This is a genomic window from Sphaerisporangium rufum, from assembly GCF_016863395.1.
Taxonomy (GTDB): Bacteria; Actinomycetota; Actinomycetes; order Streptosporangiales; family Streptosporangiaceae; genus Sphaerisporangium; species Sphaerisporangium rufum.
The window spans coordinates 21,240-39,050 of record NZ_BOOU01000080.1 but is presented as its reverse complement, the minus strand read 5'-3'; the positions used below and the strand labels follow the sequence as shown (position 1 = coordinate 39,050).

Genomic DNA, 17,811 nt, shown 5'->3' with positions numbered 1-17,811 from the left:
TAACCAGGCCATTCCATCAACAAACGATCCCATTCCCGGTAGACGGTAGATAACGGTCGGCATCCCCCGGATGCCGGCCGCGCCGCACGCCGGCGGCCGGTGGACCGCCCGGACCGGGACGAAGCCGTCACACCTGGGGTGCTGATTGCCGGCCTCTCTTGCACCGACCGCTGGTCAGTCGTCACAATCGCGCCCATGCGCGGCAACTCAGTGCCGGACACCTATGTATACGTCACCGAAGAGGGCGTCACCCGCCACTACGCGGACGGGAGCGTCGAGGCCCTCGCGTGGGAGGACGTCGTCGAGGTCCGGGTGGGCGGCGTCACCGACTCCGACGTCCTCATCGTCCTGCTCGACCGCGACGGTGAGGGGTGCGTGGTGCCGCGGTCGGCGACGGACGCGACGTTCCTCGCCCGGCTCCGCTACCTGCCCGACTTCGACCTCGAGCGGCTGAGCGAGGCGGTCACCGCCGCGCGGGCCGCCTACGTGGTGGTGTGGCGCAGCCCCGACCCGCCGGCCCCGCTACCCGACCTCGAGTACGACTGACCCGGCGGAGGTATCGGGCCAAGCCCCGCATACATAGCATTGGACCGTTCCGTCAAGGGACTCGCCTGCCCCGATGACCGGCCGATTGTGGCCATTGCCGCACTATTTCACTGGGATAGGCCGATCTTTAGTATTTGAACCGGTACTCGGGCTCCTGATGTTTCGGGGCAATGTGTCAACCAAAGCGCCCCATGGGCCGTCTGGTATCTGCACGGTCCGGCGGGAGCAGGGTAGGGACAGGCATGAGGGTGGGGTTGGGGGAGCGCGATGCCGCGGTCCTCGACACGGGCCCGCTGAAGGCGTCCAGCATCTGGACGCGTTCCTATATGCGGGCCCTCGTCGCCGGCGACGTGGCGTGCGCCATGATCGCCTGCGAAGGGGTCATGGGAGTCCGGCTGTGGCTGGGCGCCTTCATTCCGTGGTCGGAGCTGCTGTTCGGCTTCGGCCTGGCGCTGGTCTGGCCGGCGGCCATGGCGCTGGCCGGGGTGTACCGCGAGCGCAGCCACGGCGAGGGCAGCGAGGAGTTCCGCGCCGTCTTCGACGGCGGGGTGGGGCTCACCGCGGCGGTGGCGATCGGCGCCTACGCCACCCAGACCATGATCGCGCGAAGCTACGTCATGGCGATGCTGCCGCTGGCGACCGTGCTGACGCTGGTCTTCCGCTGGCGGATGCGCAAGCGCCTGCACCGGCGCCGCGCCGAGGGCGAGTACCTGCGGCGGGTCGTCGCCGTCGGGCACCGCACCGCGGTGCTGGACCTGGTCATGCAGTTCCGCCGCCAGCCCTACCACGGCATGCGCGTGGTCGCGGCCTGCCTGCCGCCCGGGCAGTTCCCCGGCAACGGCCTGGACATCGACGGCGTCCCGGTCTACGGCGACTTCGCCGACGTCGCCACGGTCGCCGACAAGGTCTCCGCGGACGCGGTCGCCGTACTGGCCTGCCCCGAACTGGACGGCGCCGCGCTGCGCCGGCTGGCCTGGAGCATCGAGACCAAGGGCACCGAGCTGTTCGTGGCCCCCGCGCTGATGGACGTGGCCGGCCCGCGCACCAGCATCCGGCCGGTCGCCGGGATGCCGCTGCTGCACGTGGAGCACCCGGAGTTCGACGGGGCCCGCCAGGTGGCCAAGAGCCTGTTCGACCGGCTGGTCGCCACCGCCGCGCTCACCGTGCTCGCCGTGCCGATGCTGGTGATCGCGATCCTGGTCCGGACCACCAGCGAGGGGCCCGCGCTGTTCCGGCAGACCCGGGTGGGCCGCGCCGGCCGGGAGTTCCCGGTCTTCAAGTTCCGCACGATGGTGCGCGACGCCGAGAAGCTCAAGACCGAGCTGCTGGCCGCCAACGAGTTCGACGGCGTGCTGTTCAAGATGCGGAACGATCCACGCGTCACCCGGGTCGGCGCCTTCCTGCGCCGCTACTCGCTGGACGAGCTGCCCCAGCTCCTCAACGTGGTACGCGGCGAGATGTCGCTGGTCGGACCGCGCCCGCCGCTGCCCGACGAGGTCGCCCAGTACGGCACCGACGTGCGCCGCCGCCTGGTCGTCAAGCCCGGCATGACCGGCCTGTGGCAGGTCAGCGGGCGCTCGGACCTGTCCTGGGAGGAGTCGGTCCGGCTCGACCTGCGCTACGTGGAGAACTGGTCGCTCATCCTCGACCTGCAGATCCTGTGGAAGACCTGGTCCGCGGTGACCCGCGGTGGAGGGGCCTACTAGTGAAGGCGCTCGTGCTCGCCGGCGGGTCCGGCACCCGGCTCCGGCCGATCACCCACACCTCGGCCAAGCAGCTGGTCCCGGTGGCCAACAAGCCCGTGCTGTTCTACGGGCTGGAGGCCATCGCGGCGGCGGGCATCCGCGAGGTCGGCATCATCGTCGGCGACACCCACCGGGAGATCGAGGCCGCCGTCGGCGACGGGTCGGCGTTCGGCCTGTCGGTCACCTACCTGCGCCAGGACGCGCCGCTCGGGCTGGCGCACGCGGTGCTGATCGCCCGCGAGTACCTGGGCGACGACGACTTCGTCATGTACCTCGGCGACAACTTCATCGTGGGCGGCATCGAGCCGCTGGTCCGGCGGTTCCGCGCCGACCGCCCGGCCGCGCAGATCATGCTCACCCGGGTCGGCGACCCCCGGCAGTTCGGCGTGGCCGAGCTGGACGGCACGGGCCGGGTCGTCGGGCTGGAGGAGAAGCCCCGCGAGCCCAAGAGCGACCTGGCGCTGGTCGGCGTCTACCTGTTCACCGCCGCGGTGCACGAGGCGGTCGCCGCGCTCAAGCCGTCCTGGCGCGGCGAGCTGGAGATCACCGACGCGATCCAGTGGCTGATCGACGCCGGCCGGCGGGTGGAGTCCACCGTGGTCTCCGGATACTGGAAGGACACCGGCAACGTCGCCGACATGCTGGAGGTCAACCGGCTGCTGCTGGAGACGGTCGAGCAGCGGCTGGACGGCGAGGTGGACCCCGGCTCGGAGATCATCGGCCGGGTGGTGGTGGAGGCCGGGGCCCGGGTCACCGGCTCGCGCATCGTCGGGCCGGTCGTCGTCGGGGCCGGCGCGCAGGTGCGGGACTCCTACGTCGGGCCCTTCACCTCGATCGCCGAGGACTGTCAGGTTGTGGACAGCGAGATCGAGTACTCGATCCTGCTGCGCCGCGCGTCCATTCATGGGGTCCGCCGGATCGAGGCGTCCCTGATCGGGCACGACGTCGAGGTCACGCCCGCTCCCAACACCCCCAGAGCACACCGGCTGGTGCTCGGCGATCACAGCAAGGTGCAGATCAGTTCATGAGAGTGCTGGTCACCGGCGGTGCCGGTTTCATCGGGTCGCACTACGTCCGCACCCTGGCCGGCGGCGGGTACCCGGCGCTCGCCGGCGCGCGGGTCACCGTGCTGGACGCCCTCACCTACGCCGGCAACCCGGCCAACCTGGAGCCGGTCGCCGGCGCCCACGACTTCGTGCACGGCGACATCTGCGACGCCGCCCTGCTCGCCGAGGTGGTGCCCGGGCACGACCTGGTGGTCAACTTCGCCGCCGAGTCGCACGTCGACCGGTCCATCGCCGGCGCCGCCGACTTCGTCCGCACCAACGTGCTCGGGACGCAGACCCTGATGCAGGCCTGCCTGGACGCCGGGACCCCCCGGGTCGTCCAGGTGTCCACCGACGAGGTCTACGGGTCGGTCGAGACCGGCTCGTGGGCCGAGGACGCGCCGCTGCGCCCCCGCTCGCCGTACTCGGCGGCCAAGGCCGGCGGCGACCTGATCGCCCAGGCGTACGCCGTCACCCACGGCCTGCCGGTGTCGATCACCCGGTGCGGCAACAACTACGGGCCCTACCAGTACCCGGAGAAGGTCATCCCGTTGTTCGTCACCAACCTCCTGCAGGGCCGCAAGGTCCCGCTGTACGGGGACGGCGGCAACGTGCGCGACTGGATCCACGTGGACGACCACTGCCGTGGCATCCAGCTGGTCGCCGAGCGCGGCGCGCCGGGCGAGGTCTACCACATCGCCGGCACCGCCGAGCTGACCAACGCCGAGCTCACCGCCCGCCTGCTGGCCGAGCTCGGCGCCGGCTGGGACATGGTCGAGCGGGTGCCCGACCGCAAGGGCCACGACCGGCGCTACTCTCTGGACGACCGGCGGCTGCGCGCCATGGGGTACGCCCCGGCGGTCGGCTTCGACGAGGGCCTGGCCGCCACCGTGCGCTGGTACGCCGACAACCCCTCCTGGTGGAAGCACCTCAAGGACGCCCGGTGAACCGCCTGCTGGTCACCGGCGCCCGCGGCATGCTCGGCTCAGCCCTGGTCGCCGCGGTGCCGGCCGGCCCGGACGCCCCGGACGTGCTGGCCTTCGACCGCGACCGCCTGGACCTGTGCCGCCCCGCCGAGGTGCTGGACGTCATCCGGCAGGAGAAGCCGGACGCCGTGGTCAACTGCGCCGGCTGGACCGCGGTCGACGACGCCGAGGCCCGCGAGGCCGCGGCGCTGGCGGTCAACGGCGCCGGGGTCCGCGCGCTGGCGCTCGCCTGCGCCGACGTCGGGGCCCGGCTGTTCCAGATCTCCACCGACTACGTCTTCGACGGCACCGCGACCACCCCGTACCCCGAAGACGCCCCCACCGGGCCGGTCAACGCCTACGGCCGCACCAAGCTGGCCGGCGAGCGCGCGGTGCTGGAACTGCTGCCCGCCACCGGCTACGTGGTGCGCACCGCCTGGCTGTACGGCGCCGGCGGCCGCAACTTCGTCCGGACGATGATCGCCCTGGAGCGCACCCGGGACACCGTCGAGGTGGTCGACGACCAGTTCGGCCAGCCGACCTGGACCGGCGACCTGGCCGCGCGGCTGCTGCGGCTGGCCGAGATCGACGCCCCGCCCGGGGTCTACCACGCCACCAGCGGCGGGCGGGCGAGCTGGTACGAGCTGGCCCGCGAGGTGTTCACGCTGCTCGGCGCCGATCCCGGCCGGGTCCGGCCGGTCCCGACCGGCGCGGTGCCCCGGCCCGCCACCCGCCCCGGCTACGGCGTGCTCGGCCACGACGGCTGGGCCCGGGCCGGGCTGCCGCCGATCCGGCACTGGCGCGACGCGCTGCGCGCGGCCTGGCCCGAGCTGGCCGGAGGCACCGGCTGATGTACCTGTCGGAGACGCGCGGCGCCGACGGCGCGGCGGCCCGCCCGCCCGCGCCCGGCCCGCCACGGGACACGGACCCGCCACGGGACACGGACCTCACGCCCGGCGCGGACCCGCCGCCGGGCATCGGCCCGACGCGGGACATGGCCCCGCCCCCGGACATGGCCCCGCCGCCGGGCATGGACCCGCGGCCGGGCACGGGCACCCGCCGGGCGGTCATCACCGGCAACGTCGTCGCGCTCGGCGTGGTCAGCCTGCTCACCGACGTGTCCGCCGAGATGGTGACCGCCGTCCTGCCGCTCTACCTGGTGTACGGCCTACAGCTGAGCCCGGCCGTGTTCGGCCTGCTGGACGGCGTCTACACCGGCGCGACCGCCGTGCTGCGCCTGGCCGGCGGACACGTCGCCGACCGCTTCCGCCGCCGCAAGCTGGTGGCCGGCCTGGGCTACGGCATCTCGGCGGTGTGCAAGCTGGGCTTCCTGGCCGCCGGCCGGTCGGTGCCGCTGATCGGCCTGGCCATCGGCCTGGACCGGGCCGGCAAGGGCCTGCGCACCGCGCCGCGCGACGCGCTGATCTCGCTGAGCGCCGCGCCCGAGGCGCAGGGCCGCGCGTTCGGGCTGCACCGGGCGATGGACACCGCCGGCGCGCTGGCCGGGCCGCTCGTCGCGTTCGGCGTGCTGGCCGCGGCGGCCGGCGCCTTCGACGCGGTGTTCGTGGTCAGCTTCTGCGTCGCGGCGGCCGGCGTGCTGGTGCTGGTGCTGTTCGTCCGCGAGCACGCCGGGACCGCGGCGCGGCGGGCCCCGGTCCGGCTGCGGGACGCCGCCGCGCTGCTGCGCGACCGCGGCTACCGGCGGGTGCTGCTCGGCACCGCACCGCTGGGCCTGGCCACGATCAGCGACGCGTTCCTGTACCTGATGGTGCAGCGCGGGCACGATCTCCCGGCGAACGCGCTGCCGCTGCTGCCGGTCGGCGTCGCGGCCGCCTACCTGCTGGCCGCGGTGCCGTTCGGCCGGCTCGCCGACCGGGTGGGCCGCGGCCGGGTGGTGATCGGCGGATACGCCGCACTGCTGGCCTGCTACCTGCTGCTGCTGGTGCCCGCCGGGCCGGCCGGCCCGGCCGCGGTGGCGGCGGTGCTGGTGCTGCGCGGCCTTTCGTACGCGGCGACCGACGGCGTGGTCAGCGCGCTGGCCGGCCCGCTGCTGCCCGAGGAGCGGCGGGCGAGCGGCCTGGCCGTCGTGCAGACCGGCCAGGCGCTCGGCACGATGGCCGCGTCCTGGGCCTTCGGCCTGCTGTGGACGGCCGCCGGTCCGCGGGCCGCCGTCCAGGTGATGGCCGCCGCGCTGTGCGCGGCGCTCGCGATCGCCGTCCCGCTGCTGAGGAGGACACCCCGATGAGACTTTCCGTGATCATCGTGACGTACCGCAGCGCCGGCTACGTCGGCCGATGCCTGGCCGCGGTGGAGCGCGCCACCAAGGGCCTGGACGCCGAGGTGATCGTGGTGGACAACGATTCGCCGGACGACACCGTCGAGGTGGTCCGGTCCGCCGCGCCCTTCGCCCGGGTGCTCGCCCGCAAGGAGAACGGCGGCTTCGCCGAAGGATGCGTGGCCGGCGCCCAGGTGGCGTGCGGCGAGTACCTGGTCTTCGTCAACCCCGACGCCGAGGTGCGGCCGGAGGCGTTCGCCCGGCTACTGGAGTGCGCCGGCCGCCACCCCCGGGCCGGGATCGTCGGCGGCCGCTGCGTCACCGAGACCGGCCAGGACGATCCGCGGTCCTGGTGGGGCCGCCCCACCCTGTGGTCGCTGCTGTGCTTCGCCACCGGAGCGTCCACCGCGTTCCCCGGCAGCCGGCTGCTGGACCCCGAGTCCCCGAGGATCTGGACCGGGGACCGCCGGGTGCCGGTGGTCACCGGGGCGCTCATGCTGGTCGACCGGACGGCCTGGGACCGGGTCGGCGGGTTCGACACCCGCATCTTCATGTACGGCGAGGACGCCGACCTGTGCCTGCGGGCCCGGGCCGCCGGGTACCGGCCGGTGGTGACCGACCAGGCGGTGTTCGTGCATCCTGGCGGCATGTCGTCCTCCAGCATGCGCAAGCTGATGCTGCTGTTCACCGGGAAGGCGACCGTCGTCCGCCGGCACCTGCCGCCCGGCCTACGCGCGGCCGGCGTCGTCCTGCTGCTTGCCGGCGTGCTGCTGCGCGGCACGCTGAGCCGGCGGGTGGCGTCGCCCGGCGCCGCCCGGCAGGGCCGGCCCACCGCCCGCGGCGCCGACTGGGCCGAGCTGTGGCGGCGGCGGCGCGAGTGGTCCGGCGGCTGGGACGCCCGCCGGACATGAGACCCATGACCCGGCCGGGCACCCCGCCCCGGCCCGCGCGGCCGGCGTCCCCGCCGTGACCGCCCCCGGCCCGCACCTGACCTCGACAGGACTCCACCAGACACGGAAGGGTGAGCGATGACTCGCCAACAGGGTCGTCCCGGCGCGCTCGCCGGGATCGACGCGTCCGCCGCCGAGCTGGTCGACCGGATGGTCGACCTGGCGGTCCGCGGGCTGCCCCCGGGATACACCGGCGGCGGCTTCGTCTTCACCCGGCGCGGCCGGCGCGGCGCCGACGGGCGGTGGACGGCCGCCGGCGAGGGACGCAGCGTGCGCTACGCCGCCATCGTCGCCCTCGGCGTCGCCACGCTGCCACCGGAGCGACGGCGGGCCGCGCTGGCCGGCGACACGGTGCACGACCTGGTCGGCGCCCTGGTCAAGGGGCTGCCGGACGTCGCGAACCTCGGAGACGCCGCGCTGATCGCCTGGGCGGCGGCCGAGTCCGGGCATCCGGAGACCGGCACCGCGCTGGCCCGGCTCGCCGAGCTGGAGGCCCGCCTGACCCCCGGTGACCCGGTGTACACCGTGGAGGCGGCCTGGGCGCTGGCCGCGCTGGTCGCCGCCGACCGGGCCGGCGCCGGCGCGCCGGACCTGGCCGGGCGGGTCGCCCACGCCCGCGACCGGCTGCTCGGCGGCCTTGGCACCGACCGGCTCTACCGGCACGTCATCGGCCCCGCCTCCTGGTACCGGGCGCACGTCGGCTGCTTCGCCGACCAGGTGTACCCGCTGCAGGCCCTGGCCCGCCTGCACGCCCGCACCGGCGACGCCGAGGCGCTGGCCGCGGCCGAGCGGATCGCCGCCGGCATCTGCGCCGCCCAGGGCCCGCAGGGCCAGTGGTGGTGGCACTACGACGCCCGCACCGGCGAGGTGGTCGAGGGGTATCCGGTCTACAGCGTCCACCAGCTGTCCATGGCGCCGATGGCGCTGCTGGACCTCGCCGACGCCGGCGGCACGTCCTACCTGGCGGAGATCGCCCGCGGCCTGCACTGGATGACCTCCCGGCCGGAGACCGACGAGGAGCTGATCGTCGAGGAGCTGGACCTCACCTGGCGCAAGGCGGCCCGGGACGACCCCAAGAAGATCGTCCGCGGGGCCCGGGCGGTCGCCACCGCGGTCAGCCCGCGCGCCCGCATCGCCGTGCTGGACCGCGTCTACCCGCCGGTCGCGGTGGACCGCGAGTGCCGCCCCTACGAGCTGGGCTGGCTGCTGTACGCCTGGCTGTTCACCCTGCCGCGCGACCACCCCGGGGCCGGCGGGTGAGCGCCGCCGCGCCGCGCCGGGCGCTGCTCGGCGTCGAGCTGGACGCGGTGACCATGGAGCAGGCGGTCGCCCGGTGCGTCACCGCGGTGGAGGGCCGGGAGAACCTCACCATCGGCGTGGTCAACGCCGCCAAGGCCGTCCGGATGCGCGACGACGAGGTGCTGCGCGCCTCGGTGACGTCCTGCGATCTGGTCGTCGCCGACGGGCAGGCCGTGGTGTGGGCCTCGCGGCTGCTCGGCCGCCCGCTTCCGGAACGGGTGGCCGGCATCGACCTGTTCACCGCGCTACTGGCCGAGGGGGCGCGCCGCGGGTACCGCGCCTACTTCCTCGGCGCCCGGCCCGAGGTGCTGGACCGGGTGGTCGCCGAGGTGCGCGCCCGCCACCCCGGCCTGGAGGTGGCCGGCGCCCGCGACGGCTACTTCACCGACGAGGAGGCCCCCGAGGTCGCCGCGCGGATCGGCGAGGCCAAGCCCGACCTGCTGTTCCTCGGCATGACCTCGCCGAAGAAGGAGATCTTCTGCGCCCGGTACGCCGCCGACATCCGCGCCGGGGTGATCCACGGCGTGGGCGGGTCGTTCGACGTGTTCGCCGGCAAGGTCCGCCGGGCGCCCGCGGCGTGGCAGCGGCTCGGCCTGGAGTGGCTCTACCGGTTCCTGCAGGAGCCGCTGCGCCTGGGCCCCCGCTACCTGTCGACCAACACGCGGTTCGCCGTGATGGTGGTGAAGGAGTACGTCCAGGCCCGTCGCGGCCGCTGAGCCCGGCCCGCCCGGCCGATCCGCTTCACCCGGTCCGCCCACTTCGCCTGGTCCGCCAGGCGAGCCCGGCGCCTGCGGCCCGTCCGGTCCGTCGGGCCGGTCCGGCGCCCGCGGTCCGGCCGGCCGGTCCGGTGCACCGGGTGCGCGGTCAGGTCCGGCTGCTCTCGTCGCGCAGCCAGGTGGTGTAGTCGCCGGCCCGGACGGCGCGCCGCGCCCGGGCCCGGGCGACCAGCGTGACCGCCAGGAAGACCGCCAGGTGCGGCAGCAGCCACGGCGCCCGGCCGGCGACGCCGAGCAGGTCGCGCGGCCCGGTCCGGGCCTCCTGCCCGGCCACCGGGCCCCGCTCGATCTCGGCCACCGCCGTCACCGCGCGCACCCGGCGGCGCAGCAGGTCGGCCAGCGTGCGCGGCGGGTGGATCACCGCGCGTGCCGAGCGCACCACCCGGCGCTCGCCGGCGGCGAACGCCAGCGACGCCGCCAGGTCGTCCCCCATGACCGGGGGCAGCGCCATCAGCCGGCGGTTGCCCTCCGCCGACACCGCGATCACGCCCCGGCCGAACAGGCCCTCGCGCACCGCGGGCAGCCGGGTCCACACCGCGTAGTAGGCGCGCACCGGCCACGGGCGGTCGGCCAGCGCCAGCGCCCGCTCCGGCGCGGCGGCCAGCACCCCGCCGGCCAGGGCGTCCCGCAGCGCGCGCAGGTCGGCGGTGCGCAGCTCCACGTCCGCGTCCACGTAGACGCGCGGGTGGGCGCGCGCCGCGCCGTCCCCGAGGCGCAGCGCCTCGCGCTTGGACGGCACCGGGGTCTCCAGCACCCGGACGCCGTACCCGGCGGCCACCGCGGCGGTGTCGTCCGCGCAGCCGTTGGCCACGACCAGGACGTCGAACTCGTCGTCCGCCGCCTCCTCCAGCAGGCCCGCGAGGAGCCGGCCGATCACCTTGGCCTCGTCGTGGGCCGGGATGATGACGCTCGCGCTTGGCATAGTTCCGTAGTATCCCTCCTGAACTGGAGTCGCAGGTGACAGAACCACGAATAGCCGCCACCGCCGATGTGGATGCGAGCGCCGCCGTCGGCGCCGGCACCCAGATCTGGCACCTGGCGCAGGTACGGGAGAAGGCCGTGCTCGGCGCGGGCTGTGTCCTCGGCCGCGGCGCGTACGTCGGGCCGGGGGTGCGGATCGGCGACCGGGTGAAGCTGCAGAACTACGCGCTGGTCTACGAGCCGGCGGTGCTGGAGGACGGCGTCTTCGTCGGCCCGGCCGCCGTGCTCACCAACGACGTCTACCCGCGCTCGACCGACGTGGACGGCGCGCTGAAGCGGGACGGCGACTGGACCGCCGAGGGTGTGGTGGTCCGGGCCGGGGCCTCGGTCGGCGCCCGGGCGGTGGTGGTGGCCGGGCGCACGATCGGCCGGCACGCCCTGGTGGCGGCCGGCGCGGTGGTCACCCGGGACGTGCCCGACTTCGCGCTGGTGGCCGGGGTGCCGGCCCGGCGGGTCGGCTGGGTCGGCCGGGCCGGGGTGACGCTGCGGCCGGACGGCCCGGGCCGGTGGCGCTGCCCGAGCACCGGCGAGTGCTACACCGAGCGCGACGGCGTCCTGTCCGGGCCGGACGGGCCGGAGCCCGCCGACCGGGATCTCGATCGTGACAGCGGCCACCAGAGCGGCCCGGACCAGGGCGAACCCGCCCGCGACGGTGCCGCCGACGGTGCCGGTCGAGACGGTGCCGGTCGAGACGGTGCCGGTCGAGACGGTGCCGGTCGAGACGGTGGTGGCCGCGACGGTGGTGGCCGCGACGGTGGTGGCCGCGACGGTGGTGGCCGGGCCGGCGGCCTGGACGCCGCCGCCGGACCGCCGGGCGGCCCGGCGTGAGGACGGCCGCGCTCTCCGGGCGGGCGCGGGTGGCCGTGCTGGCCGGCGGGGTGCTGCTGCTCGCCGGCGCGGCGACCGGCTACGTGCTCGCCGGCCGCGGCGGGCCCGCGCCGGCCGTGGCACCGGGGGCCGCTCCCGCCGCGGCGCCGCGGGCCCCCGGGCTGCCCGCCGGCGGCCTGATGTACGTCGGCGCCGGGGCCGCCGCGGGCAGCGGAACGGTGCTCGCCGCGCCCGCCGGCGGGACCGGGGTGCCGCGGGCCACCGGGCTGAGCTGCCGGCGGTTCTACGCCGCGGCCGGCACCGGGCTGTGCCTGCGGGTGACCCCAGGCCTCACCACCCGGGCGGAGGCGGTCGTGCTGGACGCCGGGCTGCGCGAGGTCCGCCGGGTCGCGCTGCCGGGCATCCCCAGCCGGGCCCGGCTGTCGGCCGACGGCCGGATGGCGGCCTGGACGTTCTTCGTCTCCGGCGACTCCTACCTGGGCGTCGGCTTCTCCACCCGGGCCGGCGTGCTGGACACCCGCACCGGCGCGCTCGTCGCCGACCTGGAGAAGTTCACCCTGGAGAAGGACGGCCGCCCCTACCGCGCCGTCGATGTGAACTACTGGGGGGTGACCTTCGCCGCCGACGACAACCGGTTCTACGCCACGGTCTCCACCGCCGGGAAGACCTACCTGGTGCAGGGCGACCTGGCCGCCCGCCGGATGCGGACGCTGCGGGAGAACGCCGAATGCCCCTCGCTGTCCCCCGACGGCACCCGGGTGGTGTACAAGAAGCGCACCGGCGGCGACGCCGCTCCCTGGCGGCTGCACGTGCTGGACCTGCGGTCCGGCCGGGAGACGGCGCTCGCCGAGCCGGCCAACGTGGACGACCAGGCGGTCTGGCTGGACGGCCGCACGGTGGGCTACGCCCGGCTGCGCGGCGACAGCTCCGACGTGTGGGCGGTGCCGGCCGACGGCACCGGCCGGCCGCGGCTGGTGCTGCGCGACGCCTACTCGCCGGTGCCGGCGCCGCCCGCGACCGGCCGCTGAGCGGCGGCGGACGTCAGGGACCGTCAGAGGGCCGGCCGGTGGGCGGCGGCGGACGTCAGGGGGCGACCTTCTCGCCGGTGTCCTCCCACACGTTGCCGGTGAAGGTGTTGCCCTTGCCCTTGAGGTCGAAGTAGGTCACCGGCCCCCAGTAGCCGCCCTTGGGGAACAGGCGGCGGGTGAACACGTTCCGCTCGATCCGGATACCGGTCGCCGCGCCGAACTTCCCCTCGCCGCCGTAGATGGCGTACCCGCCGCCGCCGAGCAGGTTGCGCTCGACGAGCACGTCGTGCGCCCGGCTGAAGTCCTGGTATATCGAAATGGCCGAGGTCTGGGTCAGTTGGTTGAGGATGGTGTTGTGCCGGATGGTCAGCGAAAGGCCCTTGCGCGGCGAGCCGTTGGACTGCGGGCCGGTCACGTGGTCGCCGGGCCACTCCTTGAAGTCGTGCATGTAGGAGTCCTCGATCAGGCCGTGGTCGGTGCCCACCGCGTTCGGCACGGTGTGGATGTTCGCCCGGCGCACGGTGATCTCGCCGCCCTGGTTGAGCACCCCCCACTGCGCCTTGACGACCCCGTTCCCGGAGATCTCGCAGTCCTCGATCACCGCGCCGGACGCGCCCTGCGCCTGGATGACCGACCAGTCGCCCTCGCCGATCACCCGGACGTTGCGGACGGTCACGTCGTCGGCCTTGATGTTGAGCTTGCCGTGCACCTCAAGGTTCTCCACCACGGCGCCCGGCTTGAGCACGGTGACCTCGCCGACCTTGCGCAGCGTGACGCCCGGGCGCACCCCGGTGGTGGCCGCCGACGGGAAGCCGCCGTACGTCTCGTCGCCCTGCCCGTCGCCCTGCCCGTCGCCCTGCCCGTCGCTCGGCCGGGCGTCCGGCTGCCGGGTCTGCCCGGGTGCCGGCTCGCGCGGACCGGCCTGGTCCCGGCCGGAGCAGCCGGCCACCGCGAGCGCGGCCGGGGCGAGCGCTAAGACCGCGGCGAGCGCGAGGCGGCGGGGCGAGCGGGGGAAGGGCATGCCGGGCTCCTGGTCATCGGGTTTCGGAACGCTCCATGACCGGCCCGGCCGGGAGCGGGGTCGCCTGTGGAGGATCACGATGACGGGTGGCCGCCGGTCGCCAGGCCCGCGCCGCGCCACCGCCCGCCGCGGGCCGCCGCCGGGCCGACCGGCGGCTCGCGCCGCCGGTCGCGGGTGACGGTGAGCACGCCCACCATGGCGAGCAGCGCCATCAGGCCGACGCCCACCGTCGCCCGGGTCTTCTGCAGCCCCTGCCGCTCCGGGCCGATGATCGAGCCGATGATCTCCGGTTTGATCATGACCTTGCCGCTCGCCCCGGCGCCGGCCTGCAGCCGCTGCGTCTTCTGGCCGAGCAGGCGCAGCGCCAGGTTCACCGTCTCGAGGGTCTCCACCGGGTCGTCGGACAGGGCCTGCATGGTGGCGTACGGCTGGCCGTAGACCGGCAGCTCCTCGTTGCCCCAGTGCGCGACCCGGTAATCGAAGGCGGCGGTGCCGCCCATCCGGCGCAACTGATCGCGGGTGCCGGGGTTGTCGAAAAAGCGGCCGGTCGCCAGTGCCATGAAAATGTGATTGTCGGTGAAGTGGTCGTAAACTTCGCCACGGAAGTTCTGCGTCTTGGTGACGAACGCCACCGTGACCGAACTCTGGTACAGGGGTGAGCGGTATCGCACCCACAACACCGAACCGGCGGCGACCAGGAAGATCAGCGCCAGGCAGCAGCACCGCACGACCAGTCGCCTTCGCACCGACACATCGTGGCACAGGCGCGACGAGTTTTGGAGCGGGCCTGGCCAAGAATGACGGCAGAGGAAACACTTGAGGGCGATGACAACGCGCGGAGGCGTTCGGGCGTCCTATGGGGGCGGCTCGGCGGAGTGGAAATCATGACCGCACCGGCCGGGCGGGGGTGAAGGGACACTATGGACCTGCTTGATTCGCTGCGTGCGCTGCTCCGGCGGTGGCCGCTGACGGTGACGCTGCTTCTCGCCACCATCGCGGCCACGGTCGGCGCGGCCGTGGTGATCCCCTGGCAGTACGAGTCGTCGGCCACCGTGGTCTTCCTCTCCTCCCGGAAAGGCTCCCAGCCGGTCGGCGGCAACCCCTGGCTGGCGTTCGACGCCTCGCTGACCATCACCGCCGAGGTGATCTCCCGCGGCATGAGCGACGAGCGCACCCTGCAGACCCTCAAGAGCCAGGGCAACACCGCCGAGTACACCGTGGGCCTGGCCCAGGACTCGCGCGGGCCGCTGCTGGACATCACCGCCACCGGCCCGGATCCGAAGATCGCGCAGGCCACCATGGAGACGCTCGCCCGGCTCAGCCAGGAGCGGCTCACCGAGATGCAGCGCAAGTCGGCCATCCTGCCGGACGCGACCATCCGCGCCGAGCTGGTGACCGCCACCGACAAGGCCGAGCTGACCCCGGAGAAGAAGATCCGGTTGCTGGTCATCATCTTCGCCGGCGGCATGCTGCTCACCATCGGCGTGCCGCTGTTCCTGGAGTCGCTGGCCCAGAAGCGCCGCCAGCAGGCCCAGGCCGAGCACACGGTGGCCCGCACCGGCCAGCCGCCGGGTGCGCCGCGGCCGCCGCGCCCGGCGTCCGCCGGGCCGCGCCCCGCGGCCGGCGGCCCGCCGCGGCCGGGCGGCTCCGCGGTGCCGCGGGCCCGATCGTCCGCCCGCCTACCCCGGTCCGAGACCCCGGCCGAGCCGCGCCCGTCCCGCCCGGCCGAGCCCGGAGCCGCCCGCCCGGCCGGCTCCGGCGGCGCCCGGCCGGCCGAACCGCGCGGCCAGGACCGCCGCCCGCCGGCCGGCGGGCTCGCCAAGCACCGCCCGCCCGCCGAGCCGCGCGACCCGTGGGACGACAAGGCCGTCGAGGAGGGCTACACCGCCCCCATGCAGGCCATCTCCGCCGAGGACGACCTGTACGTCTGGTCCGGCGACCAGGACCCGCCGAACGGCGCCACCAGCTCCGGCGGCCCGGCGGCGCGGTCCGCCAGGGCCGGCGGCCTGTCCTCCTCGCCGAACGGCCGGTCGCCCCGCGCGGCCGGTGGCGAGGGCACCGCGGACACCGACCGCACCGTCGAGACCGAACTCCCCGCCGGCACCGACGCCCGGGGCCGCACGGCGAACGGCGGCCGCTCCTCGTCCGGCCGCGGCGGCCGCACCGGCGGCGACCGGCGTTCCGCGCGGGACGCCGACCCCGACGACGAGCCCTACGTGGTGTTCGACCCGACCAGGCCGGGGCGGTGACGACCGCACCGGCCGCCGAGCGGGCGCACGCCCCGGCCCGCCGGCGGGCGCCCCGCCGGGGCCGCCTGCCGCGCACGCGGATCGACCCCGTGTCGATCATGTCGTTCTTCCTGATCGTGCTGTTCGTCATGCCGGCCCGGTACGTCGTCGGGCCGCTGGGCGGCGCCGGGTCGCCCTCCTCCATGGTCGCCGTGCTGCTGCTGGTCTGGTACCTGTTCTCCACGCTGTCCCCGCGCTGGACCCCGCTGCGCGGCCGGCAGCCGGTGCGCCTGGTCGTCGTGCTGTTCGCGCTGGCCGTGCTCGCCAGTTACGTCGCCGCGACGACCCGTCCGCTGTCCGGCGACGAGCTGAACGCCGCCGACCTCGGGCTGGTGCTGGTCGCCGGCTGGGCGGGCATCGCCCTGGTCACCGCGGACGGCGTCCCCGACATGGACCGGCTGGAGACGCTGCGGCACCGCATCGTGCTGGGCGCCTCCTTCCCCGCGCTGATCGCGATGATCCAGTTCTTCACCGGCATCGAGGTCACCAGCTACATGGCGCTGCCCGGCCTGGTGGAGAAGGGCGCGTCGGTGCTCTTCGAACGGGAGGGCTTCTTCCGGCCGTCCGGCACCGCCACCCACCCCATCGAGCTCGGCGTGGTGCTGGCCGCGGTGCTGCCGCTGGCGCTGCACGGCGCGATCTACTGCCGGATCCCCGAACGGCGCCGCCGCCGCTGGATGATGGTGGTGCTCATCGCCGGCGCGCTGCCGATGAGCGTGTCCCGGTCGGCGATCCTCGGCCTGTTCGTCGCGATGGTGGTGCTGCTGCCCACCTGGCGGCCGGAATGGCGGCTGCGGGCCATCCTGATCTTCGGAGCGGCGTCCATTGTGATGCGGGTGCTGATCCCCGGGCTGATCGGCACCGTGGTGAACCTGATCTCGGTGATCGGCTCGGACGAGAACTCCACCACCCGCACCGGCGACTACGACGCGGTCGTCCAGGCGGTGTCGCAGCGGCCGCTGTTCGGCCAGGGCTTCGCGACCTATCTGCCACGCGTCTACCGGGTGATCGACAACCAGTACCTGATGTCCGCCCTGGAGACCGGCCTGTTCGGCCTGCTGGCCCTGCTGGTCTTCCTGGCCTCCGGCTGGATGCTGGCCCGCCGCGCCCGGCGGGCCGCCGCCGACGAGGAGACCCGCCACCTGGCCCAGTGCCTGGCCGCCTCCGCCGCGGTCGCGGTGTTCGGGTTCGGCACCTTCGACGCGTTCAGCTTCCCGATGATCACCAACCTGATGTTCCTGCTCCTCGGCCTCACCGGCGCCCTCTGGCGCCTGCAGACCACCTCCGCCCAGGGGCACGGCTAGCTCCGGCGGCGCAGGCGGCGGCCATCGTCAGCCGACGAGATCGCGCAGTTCGATGTCGATGTCGAACGGGACCATCAGCCGGAGCCGCTTGCGCTCGATGGCCGTCGGGACGTAGCCGCCGGTCGTGTCGTCGAGTTCGTAGACATGGACCACAGGGTGGTTATCCTCGTTCTCGATCCGCCAGAAGTGGGGGATGCCGGCCTCCGCGTATCGTTCCGGCTTGACCCGGCGGTCACGGTCCTCAGAGTCGGGGGAGACCACCTCGACGGCGAGTACGACCTCGGCGGGCCAGTAAGTAGTCCGGTCCATGCCTTCACCAGGCCGCTCCCGCACCACCATGATGTCCGGTTCCGGGCGGGTCCGGCGGGCGAGTGTGACGGTCATCTCCCGGACCACGTCCACGTCGTCAGGAGCGGCCGCGGAGAGCTGCCGGCTGAGGCGGTCGATCACCCGCATGTGGAACTTGGTCCGTGGCGACATCACGATGAGCGCTCCATCGACGAGCTCCAGGTGACGCGGCGCCTCGGGCGGCAGGTGGTCGAGATCCTCCGCCATCCAGCCGCGCGGCGGCGGATAGAACCAGTCGGGCAGTGGCTCCGCCATACCCAGCCTCCCATCGGACCGACACCACAGCCAAGTCTACGGCCTGGACCGCCGCTTCACCTGGTGGGCCGCTGACCGTCCGCTTCCGGTAATCGACCACTTACGTTCCTGCGTCCCGTCCCATCGGCGACGCCGGCGCTTGCAGGAGAGACGTTC

Annotated in this window: 17 protein-coding genes; 13 read left to right on the top strand and 4 right to left on the bottom strand. The window is 74.6% G+C overall.

From position 1 onward, the window contains the following. Positions 1-195 precede the first annotated feature (195 nt). From Sru01_RS28705 to Sru01_RS28665, 9 genes are all read left to right on the top strand, one after another. Positions 196-546, top strand: a complete 351-nt coding sequence (locus Sru01_RS28705) for a hypothetical protein (protein ID WP_203992009.1) — start codon at positions 196-198, stop codon at positions 544-546. Positions 547-788: 242 nt separating this feature from the next. Then, positions 789-2,252, top strand: coding sequence for a sugar transferase (locus Sru01_RS28700; protein WP_203992007.1), 1,464 nt, complete (start codon positions 789-791; stop codon positions 2,250-2,252). Beyond that, on the top strand, positions 2,252-3,319 hold the full coding sequence (locus Sru01_RS28695; protein ID WP_203992005.1) for a glucose-1-phosphate thymidylyltransferase: 1,068 nt from the start codon (positions 2,252-2,254) through the stop codon (positions 3,317-3,319). Before Sru01_RS28700 ends, Sru01_RS28695 begins: the two co-directional genes overlap by 1 nt. Next, positions 3,316-4,284, top strand: coding sequence for a dTDP-glucose 4,6-dehydratase (gene rfbB / locus Sru01_RS28690; protein ID WP_203992003.1), 969 nt, complete (start codon positions 3,316-3,318; stop codon positions 4,282-4,284). The genes Sru01_RS28695 and rfbB overlap by 4 nt, the downstream gene beginning before the upstream one ends. Further along, positions 4,281-5,153 (top strand): dTDP-4-dehydrorhamnose reductase, encoded by an 873-nt coding sequence (rfbD, locus tag Sru01_RS28685; RefSeq protein ID WP_203992001.1) that lies wholly within the window; start codon positions 4,281-4,283, stop codon positions 5,151-5,153. Before rfbB ends, rfbD begins: the two co-directional genes overlap by 4 nt. 143 nt (positions 5,154-5,296) lie before the next feature. After that, positions 5,297-6,547 (top strand): MFS transporter, encoded by a 1,251-nt coding sequence (locus Sru01_RS28680; protein WP_203991999.1) that lies wholly within the window; start codon positions 5,297-5,299, stop codon positions 6,545-6,547. Continuing rightward, positions 6,544-7,488: a glycosyltransferase family 2 protein gene (locus tag Sru01_RS28675; protein WP_203991997.1), complete on the top strand. Its 945-nt coding sequence runs from the start codon at positions 6,544-6,546 to the stop codon at positions 7,486-7,488. The genes Sru01_RS28680 and Sru01_RS28675 overlap by 4 nt, the downstream gene beginning before the upstream one ends. Before the next feature lie 117 nt (positions 7,489-7,605). Further along, on the top strand, positions 7,606-8,787 hold the full coding sequence (locus Sru01_RS28670; protein WP_203991994.1) for a hypothetical protein: 1,182 nt from the start codon (positions 7,606-7,608) through the stop codon (positions 8,785-8,787). Continuing rightward, positions 8,784-9,542 (top strand): WecB/TagA/CpsF family glycosyltransferase, encoded by a 759-nt coding sequence (locus Sru01_RS28665; protein ID WP_203991992.1) that lies wholly within the window; start codon positions 8,784-8,786, stop codon positions 9,540-9,542. The genes Sru01_RS28670 and Sru01_RS28665 overlap by 4 nt, the downstream gene beginning before the upstream one ends. A 148-nt stretch (positions 9,543-9,690) precedes the next feature. On the opposite strand, the gene Sru01_RS28660 is transcribed toward Sru01_RS28665, so the two are convergent. After that, positions 9,691-10,524 (bottom strand): glycosyltransferase, encoded by an 834-nt coding sequence (locus tag Sru01_RS28660; protein ID WP_203991990.1) that lies wholly within the window; start codon positions 10,522-10,524, stop codon positions 9,691-9,693. 35 nt (positions 10,525-10,559) lie between these two features. On the opposite strand from Sru01_RS28660, the gene Sru01_RS36380 reads away from it, so the two are divergent. Together Sru01_RS36380 and Sru01_RS28650 are read left to right on the top strand one after the other, a co-directional pair. After that, on the top strand, positions 10,560-11,411 hold the full coding sequence (locus Sru01_RS36380) for an acyltransferase (protein WP_275412223.1): 852 nt from the start codon (positions 10,560-10,562) through the stop codon (positions 11,409-11,411). Further along, entirely contained in the window at positions 11,408-12,439 is a 1,032-nt protein-coding gene (locus Sru01_RS28650; RefSeq protein ID WP_203991987.1) for a TolB family protein, read from the top strand. Before Sru01_RS36380 ends, Sru01_RS28650 begins: the two co-directional genes overlap by 4 nt. A 55-nt stretch (positions 12,440-12,494) precedes the next feature. On the opposite strand, the gene Sru01_RS28645 is transcribed toward Sru01_RS28650, so the two are convergent. After that, positions 12,495-13,460, bottom strand: coding sequence for a right-handed parallel beta-helix repeat-containing protein (locus tag Sru01_RS28645; protein ID WP_203991983.1), 966 nt, complete (start codon positions 13,458-13,460; stop codon positions 12,495-12,497). Between the two features lie 74 nt (positions 13,461-13,534). Beyond that, the gene (locus Sru01_RS28640; protein WP_203991980.1) at positions 13,535-14,206 is read right to left on the bottom strand and encodes a hypothetical protein; all 672 of its coding nucleotides are present in this window, start codon (positions 14,204-14,206) and stop codon (positions 13,535-13,537) included. A gap of 174 nt (positions 14,207-14,380) precedes the next feature. Here Sru01_RS28640 and Sru01_RS28635 point away from each other — a divergent pair, with 174 nt between their 5' ends. Beyond that, positions 14,381-15,709: a hypothetical protein gene (locus Sru01_RS28635; protein ID WP_203991977.1), complete on the top strand. Its 1,329-nt coding sequence runs from the start codon at positions 14,381-14,383 to the stop codon at positions 15,707-15,709. Beyond that, on the top strand, positions 15,706-17,052 hold the full coding sequence (locus Sru01_RS28630; RefSeq protein ID WP_203991974.1) for an O-antigen ligase family protein: 1,347 nt from the start codon (positions 15,706-15,708) through the stop codon (positions 17,050-17,052). Before Sru01_RS28635 ends, Sru01_RS28630 begins: the two co-directional genes overlap by 4 nt. Before the next feature lie 27 nt (positions 17,053-17,079). On the opposite strand, the gene Sru01_RS28625 is transcribed toward Sru01_RS28630, so the two are convergent. Beyond that, entirely contained in the window at positions 17,080-17,655 is a 576-nt protein-coding gene (locus Sru01_RS28625) for a Uma2 family endonuclease (protein WP_203991972.1), read from the bottom strand. Between the last annotated feature and the right edge of the window lie 156 nt (positions 17,656-17,811).